This is a genomic window from Streptococcus mitis, assembly GCF_002096835.1.
GTDB lineage: Bacteria > Bacillota > Bacilli > Lactobacillales > Streptococcaceae > Streptococcus > Streptococcus mitis_W.
This window is the reverse complement of sequence record NZ_NCVG01000015.1, coordinates 21723-37045: the sequence shown is the minus strand read 5'-3', so window position 1 is coordinate 37045 and position 15323 is coordinate 21723. Positions and strand designations below refer to the sequence as shown.

The 15323-nt window shown below is 39.9% G+C and carries 18 protein-coding genes; all 18 read right to left on the bottom strand.

What is annotated here, in order from left to right:
• Positions 1–3: 3 nt before the first annotated feature.
• The gene (locus B7699_RS00725; RefSeq protein ID WP_084926851.1) at positions 4–567 is read right to left on the bottom strand and encodes a redoxin family protein; all 564 of its coding nucleotides are present in this window, start codon (positions 565–567) and stop codon (positions 4–6) included.
• A gap of 13 nt (positions 568–580) precedes the next feature.
• Positions 581–1291: a thiol-disulfide oxidoreductase-associated membrane protein CcdA2 gene (gene ccdA2, locus B7699_RS00720; RefSeq protein WP_084926850.1), complete on the bottom strand. Its 711-nt coding sequence runs from the start codon at positions 1289–1291 to the stop codon at positions 581–583.
• 166 nt (positions 1292–1457) lie between these two features.
• Positions 1458–2006, bottom strand: coding sequence for a GNAT family N-acetyltransferase (locus tag B7699_RS00715; protein WP_084926872.1), 549 nt, complete (start codon positions 2004–2006; stop codon positions 1458–1460).
• Positions 2007–2313: 307 nt separating this feature from the next.
• A complete protein-coding gene (gene nadE / locus B7699_RS00710) occupies positions 2314–3138 on the bottom strand; it encodes an ammonia-dependent NAD(+) synthetase (RefSeq protein ID WP_084926849.1) in 825 nt (274 codons plus the stop codon).
• On the bottom strand, positions 3135–4595 hold the full coding sequence (locus B7699_RS00705; protein WP_084926848.1) for a nicotinate phosphoribosyltransferase: 1461 nt from the start codon (positions 4593–4595) through the stop codon (positions 3135–3137). Before B7699_RS00705 ends, nadE begins: the two co-directional genes overlap by 4 nt.
• A gap of 115 nt (positions 4596–4710) precedes the next feature.
• Positions 4711–5199 carry a DUF6773 family protein gene (locus B7699_RS00700; RefSeq protein ID WP_000247408.1) on the bottom strand — a complete coding sequence of 163 codons (489 nt, stop codon included), beginning with the start codon at positions 5197–5199 and terminating at the stop codon, positions 4711–4713.
• Positions 5189–5398, bottom strand: coding sequence for a helix-turn-helix transcriptional regulator (locus B7699_RS00695; RefSeq protein WP_001107500.1), 210 nt, complete (start codon positions 5396–5398; stop codon positions 5189–5191). Before B7699_RS00695 ends, B7699_RS00700 begins: the two co-directional genes overlap by 11 nt.
• A gap of 384 nt (positions 5399–5782) precedes the next feature.
• The gene (locus tag B7699_RS00690; protein WP_000773484.1) at positions 5783–6511 is read right to left on the bottom strand and encodes an ABC transporter permease; all 729 of its coding nucleotides are present in this window, start codon (positions 6509–6511) and stop codon (positions 5783–5785) included.
• Between the two features lie 15 nt (positions 6512–6526).
• Positions 6527–7372, bottom strand: a complete 846-nt coding sequence (locus tag B7699_RS00685; RefSeq protein WP_084926871.1) for an ABC transporter ATP-binding protein — start codon at positions 7370–7372, stop codon at positions 6527–6529.
• Positions 7373–7549: 177 nt separating this feature from the next.
• The gene (locus B7699_RS09610) at positions 7550–7708 is read right to left on the bottom strand and encodes a hypothetical protein (protein ID WP_084926847.1); all 159 of its coding nucleotides are present in this window, start codon (positions 7706–7708) and stop codon (positions 7550–7552) included.
• Positions 7709–7753: 45 nt separating this feature from the next.
• Positions 7754–8164, bottom strand: coding sequence for a GNAT family N-acetyltransferase (locus B7699_RS00675; RefSeq protein ID WP_084926846.1), 411 nt, complete (start codon positions 8162–8164; stop codon positions 7754–7756).
• A gap of 252 nt (positions 8165–8416) precedes the next feature.
• The gene (locus B7699_RS00670; RefSeq protein WP_192851986.1) at positions 8417–9781 is read right to left on the bottom strand and encodes an amino acid permease; all 1365 of its coding nucleotides are present in this window, start codon (positions 9779–9781) and stop codon (positions 8417–8419) included.
• Between the two features lie 234 nt (positions 9782–10015).
• Positions 10016–10498: a transcription elongation factor GreA gene (greA, locus tag B7699_RS00660; RefSeq protein ID WP_000818750.1), complete on the bottom strand. Its 483-nt coding sequence runs from the start codon at positions 10496–10498 to the stop codon at positions 10016–10018.
• A gap of 60 nt (positions 10499–10558) precedes the next feature.
• Positions 10559–12310 carry an endolytic transglycosylase MltG gene (mltG, locus tag B7699_RS00655; protein ID WP_084926845.1) on the bottom strand — a complete coding sequence of 584 codons (1752 nt, stop codon included), beginning with the start codon at positions 12308–12310 and terminating at the stop codon, positions 10559–10561.
• Positions 12311–12389: 79 nt separating this feature from the next.
• Entirely contained in the window at positions 12390–12884 is a 495-nt protein-coding gene (locus B7699_RS00650; RefSeq protein ID WP_084926844.1) for a GNAT family N-acetyltransferase, read from the bottom strand.
• The gene (locus B7699_RS00645) at positions 12881–13348 is read right to left on the bottom strand and encodes a GNAT family N-acetyltransferase (protein ID WP_084926843.1); all 468 of its coding nucleotides are present in this window, start codon (positions 13346–13348) and stop codon (positions 12881–12883) included. The genes B7699_RS00650 and B7699_RS00645 overlap by 4 nt, the downstream gene beginning before the upstream one ends.
• 9 nt (positions 13349–13357) lie before the next feature.
• Positions 13358–14692 carry a UDP-N-acetylmuramate--L-alanine ligase gene (gene murC, locus B7699_RS00640; protein ID WP_020903460.1) on the bottom strand — a complete coding sequence of 445 codons (1335 nt, stop codon included), beginning with the start codon at positions 14690–14692 and terminating at the stop codon, positions 13358–13360.
• A gap of 10 nt (positions 14693–14702) precedes the next feature.
• Complete coding sequence (locus B7699_RS00635) at positions 14703–15320, bottom strand: divisome accessory protein ZapJ (RefSeq protein ID WP_084926842.1); 618 nt, start codon at positions 15318–15320, stop codon at positions 14703–14705.
• Positions 15321–15323 lie beyond the last annotated feature (3 nt).

The following is a 15323-nucleotide window of genomic DNA, read 5'->3' as shown; positions in this document are numbered from 1 at the left end:
TCTCTACCCCATTTCTTTCAATGTCTTTAAAATCATATCCTTATCCATAAAACCTGGTTGCGTCTTGACCAGTTTTCCTTCCTTGTCTATAAAGGCTTGAGTTGGGTAAGAACGAACACCATAACTTTCCAAGAGTTTGCCTGACGGGTCAATTAGAACTGGGAAATTTTTATAATCCAAGCCCTTGTACCAGTTCTTGAAGTCCGCTTCTGCTTGTTCCCCCTTGTGTCCAGGAGACACCACTGTCAAGACCACATAATCATCACCAGCATTCTTAGCAATTTCATCCGTATCTGGAAGACTGGCTAGACAGATGGAACACCAAGAAGCCCAGAATTTGAGATAGACTTTCTTGCCCTTGTAATCAGACAAGCGGTAGGTCTTGCCATCTACTCCCATCAGTTCAAAATCAGCAACCGCCTGACCTTTAGTAGCAGTTTGTGAACTGACTTGTTCTGTTTTTGTTTGCTCCTTCATAGTAGCTTCGTCTGACATATTTTTAGCCGAACAGGCTGCCAAGCAACAGATTGAGCCGACTCCAAGGAGACATGTTTGCCATTTTTTCATTTCTTCTTCCTCTCTATTCAAATAATGTAGTCAAAATGGAAGCATTTCCCAAAAGCACCAAGATTCCCATCACGATAATGAGGAAACCACCTACTTTTTTGAGGGTTCCGAGATAAGGATGGAGTTTTCGGAAATGTTTCAAAACATAGCTGGAGGCTAGAGCTAAAACCAAAAATGGTAGCGCTAGCCCCAGCGTATAGATTAACATGAGACCAGCTCCCTGCCAAGCACCTGAACCACCTGAAGCCGCCAAGGCCAAAACAGAGCCCAGAACTGGCCCCACACAAGGCGTCCAAGCAAAACTAAAGGTCAACCCCAGTAAAAATGCCTGACTATAGCCGTTACCCTTTTGCCCCTGTCTCTTTAATTGTAGCCTTCTTTCCTTGTAGAGTCCCTGAAAATGTAAGACTTCCATCTGGTGCAAGCCCAAAAGAATGATAACCGCACCCGTCACATACTGAAACCAAGAAGCATACAGCAAATTGCCTAAAAAACCAGCTCCATAGCCTAGTAAGATAAAAACAAAGGATATCCCTGCTATAAAGGCCAAAGTTCGCAATAAACTAACAAGTGAGATTGAAAATTTTCCACTAGAAGCCTGAGCACCATCTTTGTCATCCAACAAGACCCCTGCATAAACCGGTAACAAGGGTAAAATACAAGGAGAAAAGAAGGAAAGAATTCCAGCAAGAAAAGCACTGATAAAAAAGATTATATTATCCATTGCCTTCCTCCATTCTTTGATTTGATAGGACTATTATAGCCCCAAAACTCCAGAAAAAACAGGGACAATGATAGGGAAAAATAGGGATTTAATCAGGTTATGTAAAAAATGTTACAAAAAAAGCCAGACACAGTCTGACTTTGATGGAAACTGAAAAGAAAATTCACTAGTCTTCCCTACTTACCTGATAATAAATAAGATCAGCAAGATAGCCTTTTCTCTCTACACCATTGGTAATAGTCTTGAGATAGGACATTCCAGCCTTCTCCATGACACGACCTGAAGCTGGATTAAGACTAGCATATCGTGCTCTGACATCTTGAAAACCTGCTTGAGTAAAACAAAAGTCCAAGACAGCTTTCAAAGCCTCTGTCATCATGCCATGACCCCAGTATTTCTTGCCTAGCACATAGCCAATTTCACAAGAAAAATCGTTCTCATCTATTGTAACGATGCTGATATCTCCTATCACCTGTTCCGGGTTTTCTTTGAGACAAATGGCCCATTTGTAATAGTTGGGATTGGCATAGGAGGCAACCCAATTGCGAATCGAATTTCGAGTCACCTCGACATCAGGATGAGGATCCCAAGTGACATAGGTTAGATTTTCAGCGGACGAAGCCCAATTCTGAAACATGGCTTCTGCATCACTTTCCACAAATCTTCGCAAGATTAAACGATCTGTCTGTAATATTTGCGTACCGATTGCTTTCATGACGCTACCTCGCTTTCTGATAGATGGTTCTCTGCCCAACCTCAATTTAGATTTACTTTGCTTTTGAATTTCAAGGTAATAAGCGAAGAAGGTCACACGGACCTTCTTCACTTACTTGTTTTCATGCTCGGGGTAAGAACCTCCACTGGAGGTTTTTCTTTCTTTTTGATTTCAGGGCAAGAATCTAAAAAGGTCCACAGGACCTTCCTCGCTTTCTCATTTCTAGGCTCAGGGTAAAAAGGTCCACAGGACCTTCTCTCACTTTCTTATTTCAAGATGAGAGGCTGAAAACCTCCACTGGAGGTTTTCACTCCCAAAAGTCATCAAATACGGTGATGGGTAAGTGGCGTTTGTGTTGGCCTTTGTACCACCAGTTTTCGATTCTTGCTTGGGCTTCTGGGCTGATTATTTTGCCTTCTAGGTAGTCGTCAATCTCTGCATAGGTGACTCCGAGGGCTACTTCGTCAGCTAGGCCTGGTTTGTCTTCTTCTAGGTCTGCTGTTGGGATTTTTTCATAAAGGGCTGGGTCTGCACCAAGTTCCTGCAAGAGTTGTTTTCCTTGGCGTTTATTGAGGCGGTAAAGAGGGAGAATATCCGCACCACCGTCACCAAACTTGGTAAAGAAACCTGTGATATTTTCCGCGGCGTGGTCTGTTCCAATGACCGCTCCGCTATGGGCACCTGCCAGGGCATACTGAGCAATCATACGGCAACGTGCCTTGATATTTCCCTTGTTGAAGTCCGAGACAGAACTACCTGTCGCTTCAACTGCAGCTGTCATGGCATCAGCTGATTCCTTGATATTAACTACCAAGCTGACATCTGGCTGGATGAATGCTAGGGCTTTTTGAGCATCTGCTTCATCGGCTTGTACTCCATATGGCAGGCGGACAGCGATAAATTTGTAGCTGTCATCTCCCGTTTCTGCTCGCAGTTCTTCCATAGCCAATTGAGCCAAACGACCTGCCAAAGTCGAGTCCTGCCCTCCAGAAATCCCTAGTACAAAAGCTTTAAGAAAGGGATGTTTTTTCAGGTATCTTTTTAAGAAATCAATGGATCGACGGATTTCTTCCTGGGCATCAATCACTGGTTTCACGCCCAGTTCTTGGATAATCGTTTCTTGCAAACTCATTCTTCTTCTCCTTCACCAAGGGCTTCCTTGCGCATCTTGTCAATCAAGTCCATCTTGTCTTGCCATACATCACGCGCCAAATCCACTGGATAGTGCTGCGGATTGAGCACGCGCTTGTACTCATCCCAAAGCTTGTCAAATTCCTTACGAGCATAAGCCTGAATCTCAGTCAAGCTAGGCAAGCTGTAAGTCAATTTTCCGTCTTTGAAGATATCCACCAAGAGAGGAACGGCATCAAAATTACGAACCGTCTTCTTGATGTAGGTATAAGTCGGATGGAACATCTTGATTTCCGTCATGTCGCTCACATCCACACCGTCATAAGTGATATAATCGCCTTCTGACTTGCCTTTTTCACGACTGGTAATGCGCCACACCTGCTTCTTACCTGGCGTAGACACTTTCTCTGCATTATTAGACAGCTTAATTGTATTGCGCATCTGGCCATTTTCATCTTCGATTGCAACAATCTTGTAAACTGCCCCAAGAGCTGGCTGGTCATAGGCTGTAATCAGCTTGGTACCCACACCCCAGACATCAATCTTGGCCTTTTGCATCTTGAGGTTGAGGATGGTATTTTCGTCTAAGTCATTAGAAGCGTAAATCTTAGCCTCTGTAAATCCAGCCTCGTCCAGTTGCTGACGGACTTTCTTGGAAATGTAAGCAATATCCCCAGAGTCAATCCGCACACCCATAAAGTTAATCTGGTCACCCAGTTCACGCGCCACCTGAATGGCAGCTGGAACTCCAATGCGAAGGGTATCATAGGTATCCACAAGAAAGACGCAATTTTTGTGGGTCGCAGCATAAGCCTTGAAAGCTTCATAGTCATTTCCATAAACCTGAACCAAAGCATGGGCATGGGTTCCCAAAACAGGAATGTCAAAGAGTTTACCAGCGCGCACGTTGCTGGTTCCATTGGCTCCACCAATCACCGCTGCGCGTGTTCCCCAGATAGCCGCATCCATTTCTTGAGCCCGACGTGTCCCAAACTCCATCAAGGGTTCATCTTCGATGACCGAACGAATACGAGCTGCCTTAGTCGCCACCAAGGTCTGGTAGTTGACGATGTTCAAAAGAGCCGTTTCGACCAACTGACATTGGGCTAGAGGACCTTCCACCTGCACAATCGGTTCATTGGCAAAAACCAAATCCCCTTCTTGGGCAGAACGAACGGTCAACTCCAACTGGAAATTGCGAAGGTAATCCAAGAATGCTCCATGATAGCCTAGAGACTCCAAATAGGCAATATCACTATCTGAAAAACGCAAGTCTTCAAGATAATTCACAATTCTTTCCAAACCTGCAAAAACCGCATAGCCATTCTTAAAAGGCTGTTGGCGGAAATAAACCTCAAAGACCGCCTTTTTATTGTGAATTCCTTGGTCAAAGTAAACCTGCATCATGTTAATCTGGTACAAGTCCGTGTGCAATGTCAAACTATCATCTGGATACATACTTTTCCTACTTCCTTAGCTAGAAACCCATGAAAATTTTCAAGAACTTTCATGTATTCCAATAAATTAGTACTATTATATCACATTTTATCTGGATTGAGAAAAGAGTAACAAGCTATTCTCCACTCTCCAGTTCATCCATGTCTTGCTCAAATTTTTTCTGAGCCCATTCGCCATAGCTCTTAAGACCAAGATTGCCAATAAAAACCCAGGGAAGGTAAATGACATAAGTAATTGCCCAAGCAGACAGGTATTTAACGTTCAAAGGATTGTGCTGATAAATTTCTATGTTGAATTGATAATTCTGTAACATCAAAAGAGCTGTAATAGCCAAAGTTAGAAAAAAACAACCCAAAATCGTAAAATGAAAACGACTATAGTAGGTCACTCCCAGATAACGGGCACGATTGAAAAAGAAGAAAATTCCTACTATCAGAGTATAGACTAGAAAATTCGGATTAAAAAGAGATGGAGCCAACACTGCCACCAAATAGCTTAGAAGTACAAGCCCAATAAAGAGTGAAAAGGACTCTGCTCCAGCTTTATTGATTAGTTGTTCTTCTCTTTCGTCAAGTAATTGATAATGAATGAATTTATTTACCATCTTCTTCCTCCCAAAATAGTTGGTCTAGGGTTTTCCCTAAACATCTGCAAATGGACTGGCAGAGCGAGAGACTGGGATTGTATTTCCCCGCTTCTATCAAACCAATAGTCTGGCGCGTCACCCCGACAGCCTCTGCCAGTTGACCTTGAGTTAAATCAAGCTCTACCCGAGCTAATTTTAATTTTAAATTTTTAGCCACCTGCGTCCTCCGTTTAGCTTTAATATTCATCTACTCTTAAAAAATTCCAAACTAACACAAGCTATCAGCCATTTATTATAACCCCATTAATTTGCAATCCAGTATTATCTTCAGCATAAAACCAGTATTTTAGGTTGTTTGAAATAAACTCCCTGGTTTGTTCTTTGATTTTTGTTTAGTATTAGCTTTAGTAGGATCTTTTAAACGAGTTTTTATTGATTGTATTTCTTGTTTAGTTTAGTCAGTTTCATATCACTATTATATAATGCTTTTGGAATTGAGTCTAGTATAAGTCAAAAACGTGGTGAACAGCAAGAACAGGAGCATACCAAGATGACTGATTTTTAGCTGGATTTTAAATCTGCAAAATAATACTAAATGAAACTACAATGAATACTCCTTGCTTTTCTTGAGAGTGAACAAGTACAATAAAATGATTGTAGTGGTTGCCACAAGATACTGACTAATAGACATCGTATTCGAAGCCACAAATACAGGTAAAGAATAAAAAGGAAGAAGTTCAATTGCTTTGATAAACAAATCATTACTAGTATTCATCATAATCGTATTTAATATATTAGGGATAAAGAGTAGTAAAGCTACTAAAATACCAAATACCAACCCACTTTTCAATTTGTATAAATAGAAAATGTAAGATAATAGAAAATAAAATAGGACTAACAAAATTGTATTGACTACAATGGCTACTATAAAATCTAATCCTAAATCACCTGGAACACCCAATTTACTTACGATGACTAGTAACACAATACCATTCAAAGCATAGATAATGGAAACTGAGATGGCATATAGAAAATTGGACAAGGCGTAAATCATCCGATTTTTCTGTTGATTATAAAATAAACTGATCGTATTGTAGGAAAAATCCCTGCTAATAATTCGGTTAGCATGTATAACAGCCATTAACATACCGAGCATAGCATAAAAATTTGAAATATGCTTAATACCAAGTGATGTCCCTTGAGTCTTTAGAATAAAGAATGTAACCAGTATCGGCGGTATAAACGAGATAATCAATCCGAGATATATTACGCCTGATGAATATAAATCTCTTATATTTTCCTTAAGAAAATTCAATTTATTTAATTTCATGATTATAACCTTCCTTTATTTTGAACGATTTAGATAAATATCTTTAAGCGTCTCTTTTTTAGTTTCAAAATCAACTACTTTAATAGAGTTTTCGTTAAAAAATTTAAAAAGCTCACTACTTTGAATATTCCCAGACATAGTAATTTTCAGTCCCTCTTCCTGAACAATATCCCCAAATTCTTGTTTGGTAATGAAAATGTCTTTATCTGTAGCTGATGAAAAAACTATCTCAAATAAGCAATTATGACTATCTTTTCCTACTTTTTGGAATGTCAAAAGCCCGTTCTCCAAGAAAAGGACTCTCTCACAAATTTCTTCAATATCTTCTAATTTATGACTCGATATTAAAATTCCCACATTTTCATGTAAAACTAAATTTTTTAGAACCGCTAAAACTATTTGTGATGATTCAATATCTAAACCATTAGTCGGTTCATCTAAAATCAACATATCTGGTTCCGTAACGAGAGTTAGAAGCAAAGCTAATTTTTGTTTTGTACCCAAAGAATAGGTCTTTACTTTTTTATTAATATACTGAGTCAAATCTAACTCTTGGATCAAACTTCCAAATCTTTCTTGATTGTAGTCAATACCATATAAATTTGACAAATATTTTAAATTCTCTAAACCTGTTTTAGATAAAAATAATTTTGGTTCTTCGATTAAATACCCAACATTATCACTACTTATAATATTCCCTGAAGTCGGTTGATTATTCTGAACAAGAATTTTCATCAATGTACTCTTTCCAACTCCGTTTCTCCCTACTAGACCAACAATTTCACCCTTATTAAGTGCAAAATTTATATCTTTGAGAATGATTGAATGACCATAATGCTTACTTACATTTATAACTTCCATTTTTATTCCTCCATTAATATTCTTGGTTTTCTCTTTGATTCTCATTAATTTTAAAAAGTTGCGCCTCTTTTTAACAACATTATATCATATATCTAACTTAATGCAATATATAAATGTCATTTTGTAAAATTTTATTAACAAAAAACTCTCTACCATAAAAAATAGAGAGTGTTAAGTTTAAATATAGGATTTCAAAATATCGACGACATCACTTCTCTTCTTAACCGTATAGACCTTGATTCCCAATTTCTCAGCAGCGATTGTATTGTCCTCACTATCACCTAGAAAGACACAATTTGTAGGATTTAACTGGTATTTATCGAGAATCTCCTTCATACTTATGTCAAGCCCCCCTTTTTGCTTTATGATTTCATATTCTCCTTACAAATCTTTTTGGTAATAATATCTTTGCCCAATGTAGGGATAGTCTTGCAAAGCAAAGACTTCCTTGTAGCCATGCCTTTTATAAAAATCTGGAGCTTGAAACTGGTAAGTATTGACAAAAGCAAAACGACAGTTTCGATTCTTAGCTTCAGTTTCTGCTTGCTGCAATAGTTTTGAACCGATTCCTTGTCCTCTCAGTTCCTCTTTTACAAATAAATACTCGATTTCTAGCCAATTTCCAAAAGTCTCTGCTATCAAACCTGCCAGGAGATTGCCCTTTTCATCTTCGACATAAAGATTAAGTGGCTCACTTTCTGCTTCTTCTCTTTTTGAACGATTATAAGCACGAATCAGATTCCCTATTTCCTGTGATTTATAGGATTCCTTATTTTCCAATCTAAAGTACATCTAAATCTCCTTAAATACTGTTACAGCTTGATTATAGTCTTATTTCAATAGACTGTCAAACTAGCAAAAACTCACCAACCTGAGTTGATGAGTCCTTACACTCTTCGAAAATCAAATTCAAACCACGTCAGCTTCACCTTGCCGTATATATGTTACTGACTTCGTCAGTTCTATCCACAACCTCAAAACCGTGTTTTGAGCAGCCTGCGACTAGCTTCCTAGTTTGCTCTTTGATTTTCATTGAGTATTAATTTATTCTCTAAATTTCCACTGGCTGTAAATCCCGAAACCGATAATCCAAATAGCTGAACCAATGGCTCCTACTAAAGTAGACTCTTGTAAAAAGAGGGTTACAAAGACAAAGACAAAGAAGAGCATGGTTAGAGGATTTAGGAAACGATAGTGGGGCATGAGATAGCCATCCGCCATAAAGTCTGCTGACTTGCGGTATTTAAGGTGAGCCACCATAATCAAGATATAAATGGCGATATAGACACCTGATGATGATGCCGTAATCAAGGCAAAGGCATCGGAAACACCCGGCAAGACATTAATAAAGGCTGCTAGGGCAATCAAGATTGCTGAAGCGATGATGGCATTTTGTGGCACATTGTGTCGAGAAAGAGTATCTGCTTTAATTGCTTTGAGGAAGCGATTTGGCGAATCATGGGCAATCTGGTACAAATGACGACCTGTTGAATAAAGGGTTGAGTTAAGAGCAGACGCTGCTGACGTCAAGACCACAAAGTTAATCAAGGCTGCTGCCCACTTGATACCTGCCAATTCAAACACTGTAACAAAGGGAGAATCAGCTGATGCAAGTTCACGCCAAGGAATGATGGCCATAATGGCTAATAGGGCACCTCCATAGAAAAAAGCGATACGCAAGGGAATTTCCTTAACGGCTTTTGGCAATACCTGACGTGGATTTTTGGTTTCAGAAGTTGTGACCCCGATAAACTCAATCATGAGGTAGGCAAAGAAAACCATCTGGAAGGCCATGACAAAGCTCACTCCACCATTTGGGAAAAGTGAAAAATTATCAGCAATATTAGCCAAACTTGCTACACCATGAGGTGTCTTAAAGCCTGTCAAGACCATAAAGACCCCTGTCGCAATCATAGCTAAAATAGCCACAATCTTGACCATAGCAAACCAAAACTCAACTTCTCCAAAGAGCTTCACCGCAATCAGATTGACCAAGGCTAGAATGGTTAAAAATCCAATCTCAATCATCCAACTTGGCCAGCTAGGGAACCAGAACTGAACATAGTGAGAGATAGCTGTGATTTCCGCCATACCGATAAAGACAACGGATAGCCAGTAAGACCAAACTGAGAAATAACCCCAGCCCTTGCCCAAATGGCGCGTGATAAAGTTGATAAAGGTATGTTGCTCAGGATCTTGATAGAGCATTTCCCCAACCGCACGCATCATGAGGAACATGAAAGCCCCTGTAATCATATAAATCAGTACAATGGAAGGACCTGTTAGGCTAATAGAGCGACCCGCTCCCAAAAAGAGTCCTGTTCCGATTGTTCCTGCAATGGCCATAACCTGCACGTGACGATTGGTTAGACCACGCTCCATCTTATTTTTTTTCTTCTTTGAACTCATAACGTCTCCAATTCAATTTAATTTATACTCAATGAAAATCAAAGAGCAAACTAGGAAGCTAGCCGCAGGTTGCTCAAAACACTGTTTTGAGGTTGTAGATAGAACTGACGAAGTCAGTAACACATATATACGGCAAGGCGACGCTGACGTGGTTTGAATTTGATTTTCGAAGAGTAGCAAAATGGAAAAAGGAGTGAGTGAAGCGCATCGCCTCCCCACTCCTTTTTTCTGTTTTTAGGCTGTTTTTTCAACCTTCAAGATTTTTACATCATAGCTACCAACAGGTGTTTCAATGGTTGCTGTGTCACCTGTTTTCTTGCCAATCAAGGCTTGTCCAATTGGGCTTTCATTTGAAACCTTACCTGCAAAGGCATCTGCACCCGCTGAACCTACGATAATATAAACTTCTTCTTCGTCCTCACCAATTTCTTGGATAGTAACTGTTTTACCAATCGCTACTTCGTCTTGGGCAACTGAGTCACTATTGACAATTTCAGCATAACGGATTTTTGTTTCCAAGCTAGAGATTTGTCCTTCGACAAAGGCTTGTTCATCCTTAGCTGCTTCGTACTCACTGTTTTCTGAAAGGTCACCATATGAACGGGCAATCTTAATGCGTTCTACCACTTCTGGTCGGCGGACCAATTTCAATTCTTCTAATTCTTTTTCAAGTTTTTCCTTTTCCGCAAGGGTCATAGGATATGTTTTTTCTGCCATTTTTCTCAACTTTCTTTCGATAGTATTGAATCTCTATCTGAGATTCTCATTTTTGTAGTCTTAGTTTGAACTACTATTTTGAGTAAGCTTGCTATTGACGTGCTCAGCTACATTACGATCATGTTCTTCTTGAGTAACTGCGTAATAGACTTTACCATCTGTAACATTGGCTACAAAGTATAGGTTCTCACTCTTAGTTTGGTTGATACTTGCCTCAATAGCGTCCTGACTTGGACTATCCACTGGACCAGGCATCAAACCAGGTTTGGTATAAACATTATATGGTGAATTAATCGATGTGTCAATTCCAGCATCATCTGCTAGGCTAATATTTTGGCCAAGTTTCCCTTGGGCATACAAGATTGCAATATTGCTTTGAAGTGGCATTCCAAGATTCAAGCGGTTGTAGAAAACACCTGCAATCAACTTACGATCTTCAGTCTTAGCTCCTTCTTTTTCAACAAGTGAAGCAATTGTTAGCAATTCATTAACTGTCAAGTTTTTAGACTTAATTGCACTATAGTGCGGAGTCAAGGTCTTATCCATGGCTGCCAGCATCTCATCAACCAAGCTTTCAATAGTCGTGCTTTCCTTTATAGAGTAGGTCGCTGGGAAAAGATAACCTTCCAAACGGTAACGAACTCCACTTTCTTTCGTTGGCAAGCTTTCAAGTAGGTTTGGATATTTAGCAACTTCTTGACTGATAAAGTTGTCATCTTGAACTTTAGCCAAGAAAGCATCCGCTGTCAAAGGTTCTTTAAATTCACCTTGTAATTGGCCTACAGCTTGGGCAGTTTGCTCAATTGTATATCCCTCTGGAATAGTCAAATCTGCAAGTGAAGGTTCTTGAGGTTCAGGAGTACCACCTTTTTGGAGTTCCTTAATGATATCCTCTGTACTCATACTCTTTTGCAAATTGTAATATCCAGCCTTCAAATCTGAATAATTCTTATATTTAGCATAAAAAGCAAAAATCACTCCGTGTTTAATCACACCAGAATGTTCAAGTGCTGATCCAATCTCTTGGACATTGGATCCTTCTGGGATTTGAACCGTTACATATTCCTTAGAATTTGCATCAACTGGTAATAAAGATGATTGAACATACTGGTAACCAAAGTAACCACCTGCTGAAATCAAGGCAAGGAAAATCAATAGAGAAATGAAGAAAGCTTTCAAATGTGATTTTTTCTTCTTAACAGGTTTAACAGTCTCACGACGACTACGACGTGGAGTTTCAGAAATCACGTCAACAGCTTCCGCTTCCGTAACTGGTTCTGGTTTTGCTACTTCTTTCTGAGGTTCTTTTTCAGCTTCAGTCTTATAAGAAACAGCTACTCTTGTTGGGATTTCATTAAATTCCTTCTCTACGTTTCTAGGACTAACAGGTCCTGGAGTTGGTCTTGATACTCCCTCCGCTGATGGAGTAGAAGGTCCTTCTTGACTCGGGTGACTAGGAGCAAGTGGAGCTTGTCTTACAGCCTCTTCCGCGGGAGAAGAAGGAACATCTTGACTGGGATGACTTGGAACAGTAAGAGTTTCTCTTTTTATCTCATCTGCTGGAGAAGCTGGTAAATCTTGGCTGGGGTGAGTCGGCACGGTAGGAGCGTTTCTCATAATATCCTCTACAGCTGATAGAGAATCTTCCATCAAGTCTTCTATTGACTGATCATTTTTAGAAGAAAGTTGAGGTTTTATTGAAGCTAAATTAACTTCTTCCTGATCTTCTTCATGTTTTTTAACTCGTTCTAAATCACGTAAAATCTGCTCTTTAAAGCTTAATTTTTCGTCTTCTCTTGACTTTTCACTCAAAAGTTTATCCTCCTCGTTGACAATCCATAATATTATATCTTAAAAACGAAAGAAAAGCAACCTAGCATGCTTTTCTGGCTTATTTTTTAGCTTCCCAGACCATATCATACCAGGTTTCTCCTGCAAAGGTTGACTGGGACAAGCCTTCATTGACAAATCCATGCTTTTCGTAGTAGGCGATGAGATAGTCATGACAGGTTAGGTTAATGCCTTCTCTTTCGTGTTCAAGAGCCAGTTCTTTCAAAGCTGTTAGCAATTTCTGACCCAGTCCTAGTCTCTGTGCTTCCTTGGCAATAGACAGGCAGGTCACAGAGATATAACCACCAGGCTCATGACTATGGTCTTCTATCTCCTCTGTAAAAGACTGGTCTTGCAGATGGCGGTGTGGTCCAACTGGCCCTTCTATATAACCAATAATCTTACCCTCTTTTTCTGCAACCAGAAAAGAGGTCTGAATTACTCGCAAATGCGCCTCAAAAACAGAGCGAGTAATGGCTTCTTCAAGTGAGAAATTTTCTAGTTCAATCTCAACGATACGATCTAAATCTTCTAATCTTGCTTTCCTAATTTTCATTGTGCCTCCAGATAAAAAGGATTAAACCAAATCATACTAAAACCTTGACTAGCTGCATAAAGCGCAGTTCCTTCTTCTTCATCAATAAAACCGTTCATTTCAAAATAGGAAAGTAGCTCATCAGGACTCTTCAAACGAATAGCTTTGTAATCCTGCTCAACAGCCACCTCTTTTAAAGCCGCAAGAAGAAGCATGCCCAAGCCCTGTCTCTGATGGTCAGTATCAATGACTAAAGAATGTACTTCTAGACATTTCGGATTGTGTGGGTAAGGACCACCTAGAACATAGCCCAGAAGCTGATTTTCATCCCTAGCTAGAAGAAAGGTATCCGCAGACTTACGGATACTTTCTTCTAAGATATGGGAAGTCAGCTGTTTTTCAGCTGGAAAAGATGAGGTCTGCAGTGCCTCTATCTCAGGTAAATCAGACTTATTTGCCCGAATGATCTTAATTGGAGTTTCCATGTGGATAGCCTATTGAACATTGCTTGTCAAATTAGACAAGAGACGTTCAAATGAATATTCATAGGTTTGGATGTCCCCTGCTCCCATAAAGACATAAACAGCATTGTCATGGTCTAGGAGTGGAGAAACATTTTCAACAGTAATGACTTGGTGTTTCTTGTTGATTTTATTGGCTAGGTCTTCTACCTTAACATCGCCGTGGTCTACTTCACGAGCAGATCCATAAATTTGCGCTAGGTAAACTGCATCCGCTTGGTTCAAAGCGTGGGCAAATTCGTCCAACAAGGCAATGGTTCTTGTAAAAGTATGCGGTTGGAAGATTGCTACTATCTCTTTGCTTGGATATTTTTGACGAGCCGCATCCAAGGTCGCAATGATTTCTGTTGGATGGTGGGCAAAGTCATCGATAATCACTGTGTCATTAACAATTTTCTCAGTGAAACGACGCTTAACACCGGCAAATGTTTTCAAGTGTTCACGCACCAAGTTCAAATCAAATCCTGCTGTGTAAAGAAGACCAATAACGGCTGTCGCATTCATGATATTGTGACGACCAAAGGTTGGAATGTGGAATTGCCCCAATTCTTGTCCACGGAAGTGAACAGTGAAGGTTGAACCAGTTGTTGAACGAAGAAGATCGCTAGCTACAAAGTCATTGCCTTCTGCTTCAAAACCATAATAATAAATTGGTGCATCAGACGTAATCTTACGCAATTCAGCATCTTCACCGTAGATAAACAAACCTTTGGTAATTTGTTTAGCATAGTCATTAAAGGCATTGAAAACATCCTCTAGACTTGTGAAATAGTCTGGATGGTCAAAGTCAATGTTGGTGATAATAGAGTATTCTGGATGGTAAGGCATGAAGTGACGCTCATATTCGTCAGATTCAAAGACAAAATATTTAGCATTGGCTGAACCACGACCTGTCCCATCCCCAATCAAGAAGCTAGTATCTGTAATGTGAGACAAGACATGAGACAACATCCCAGTAGTTGACGTTTTTCCATGCGCTCCAGCTACTCCCATGCTGACAAAGTCGCGCATAAAGCTACCTAGAAACTCATGGTAACGTTTGTAGCTGATGCCATTTTGGTCCGCATAAGCAATTTCGACGTTGTTATCTGGACGAAAGGCATTTCCAGCGATAATTTCCATATCACCGTCTAGATTCTTTTCATCAAAAGGAAGAATAGTAATCCCTGCCTGCTCAAGACCACGTTGGGTAAAATAGTACTTCTCAACATCTGAACCCTGTACCTTATGCCCCATTTGGTGCAACATCAAGGCCAAGGCACTCATCCCTGATCCCTTAATTCCGATAAAATGATATGTCTTTGACATGTTTTCTCCCCTATTCCGTAATTCTTGTCAGATTCAACTCTTGGGCAACCTGACGTTCTTGTTCTTTTTGTTGATTCTTTTTATTGTAGATTTGGCTCTTCTTCAGAAAATCATAATTGTTTTTCTTTGGGCCTGAAGTTTCTTTTGGCTCAGCTTGAGTCGAAATATTGTTCACTTCTTCCGCCAAGATGTAATGAGATTGGGTCAATTTTTGACTATATTTGACAAATTCACCAGGATTTTCCTTTTGGAAAGGCGCGGTAGGTTGATTGCCCTGTCTAACCAGACTTGGCTGAGAATGGCGTCTTGTAGGAGTAATATCCTTAGTCAGATAGCTTGCTGAGCGTTTCTTTTTCAAGTCCGCACGCGCTTCTTCACGCGCCACTTCCGCATAGCTCTTTCCTTCTTTTTTAACTCCTAAACCAGCCTTCTTAGGTTTCTCTACTGGCTTTTCAATCGGTTTGACTGGTGTTTCTTCAGTAATAGGAGCCCACTCCAGATAATTCTTATCACGGTATTCTCCCTTGATATTACTGATAAAGTCAGACTCATCATAGAGGTCCATAACCGGCATCTCAGTCAGCATGACCTCATCATCTGACACCAATGGAAATCGTTCTTCTCTCATTTT

Excerpts from the sequence above, each read along its gene's own strand:
- B7699_RS00725 (WP_084926851.1), bottom strand. The coding sequence starts at position 567 with ATGAAAAAATGGCAAACATGTCTCCTTGGAGTCGGCTCAATCTGTTGC.
- ccdA2 (WP_084926850.1), bottom strand. The coding sequence starts at position 1,291 with ATGGATAATATAATCTTTTTTATCAGTGCTTTTCTTGCTGGAATTCTT.
- B7699_RS00715 (WP_084926872.1), bottom strand. The coding sequence starts at position 2,006 with ATGAAAGCAATCGGTACGCAAATATTACAGACAGATCGTTTAATCTTG.
- nadE (WP_084926849.1), bottom strand. The coding sequence starts at position 3,138 with ATGAGTTTGCAAGAAACGATTATCCAAGAACTGGGCGTGAAACCAGTG.
- B7699_RS00705 (WP_084926848.1), bottom strand. The coding sequence starts at position 4,595 with ATGTATCCAGATGATAGTTTGACATTGCACACGGACTTGTACCAGATT.
- B7699_RS00700 (WP_000247408.1), bottom strand. The coding sequence starts at position 5,199 with ATGGTAAATAAATTCATTCATTATCAATTACTTGACGAAAGAGAAGAA.
- B7699_RS00690 (WP_000773484.1), bottom strand. The coding sequence starts at position 6,511 with ATGAAATTAAATAAATTGAATTTTCTTAAGGAAAATATAAGAGATTTA.
- B7699_RS00685 (WP_084926871.1), bottom strand. The coding sequence starts at position 7,372 with ATGGAAGTTATAAATGTAAGTAAGCATTATGGTCATTCAATCATTCTC.
- B7699_RS09610 (WP_084926847.1), bottom strand. The coding sequence starts at position 7,708 with ATGAAGGAGATTCTCGATAAATACCAGTTAAATCCTACAAATTGTGTC.
- B7699_RS00675 (WP_084926846.1), bottom strand. The coding sequence starts at position 8,164 with ATGTACTTTAGATTGGAAAATAAGGAATCCTATAAATCACAGGAAATA.
- B7699_RS00670 (WP_192851986.1), bottom strand. The coding sequence starts at position 9,781 with ATGAGTTCAAAGAAGAAAAAAAATAAGATGGAGCGTGGTCTAACCAAT.
- greA (WP_000818750.1), bottom strand. The coding sequence starts at position 10,498 with ATGGCAGAAAAAACATATCCTATGACCCTTGCGGAAAAGGAAAAACTT.
- B7699_RS00650 (WP_084926844.1), bottom strand. The coding sequence starts at position 12,884 with ATGAAAATTAGGAAAGCAAGATTAGAAGATTTAGATCGTATCGTTGAG.
- B7699_RS00645 (WP_084926843.1), bottom strand. The coding sequence starts at position 13,348 with ATGGAAACTCCAATTAAGATCATTCGGGCAAATAAGTCTGATTTACCT.
- murC (WP_020903460.1), bottom strand. The coding sequence starts at position 14,692 with ATGTCAAAGACATATCATTTTATCGGAATTAAGGGATCAGGGATGAGT.
- B7699_RS00635 (WP_084926842.1), bottom strand. The coding sequence starts at position 15,320 with ATGAGAGAAGAACGATTTCCATTGGTGTCAGATGATGAGGTCATGCTG.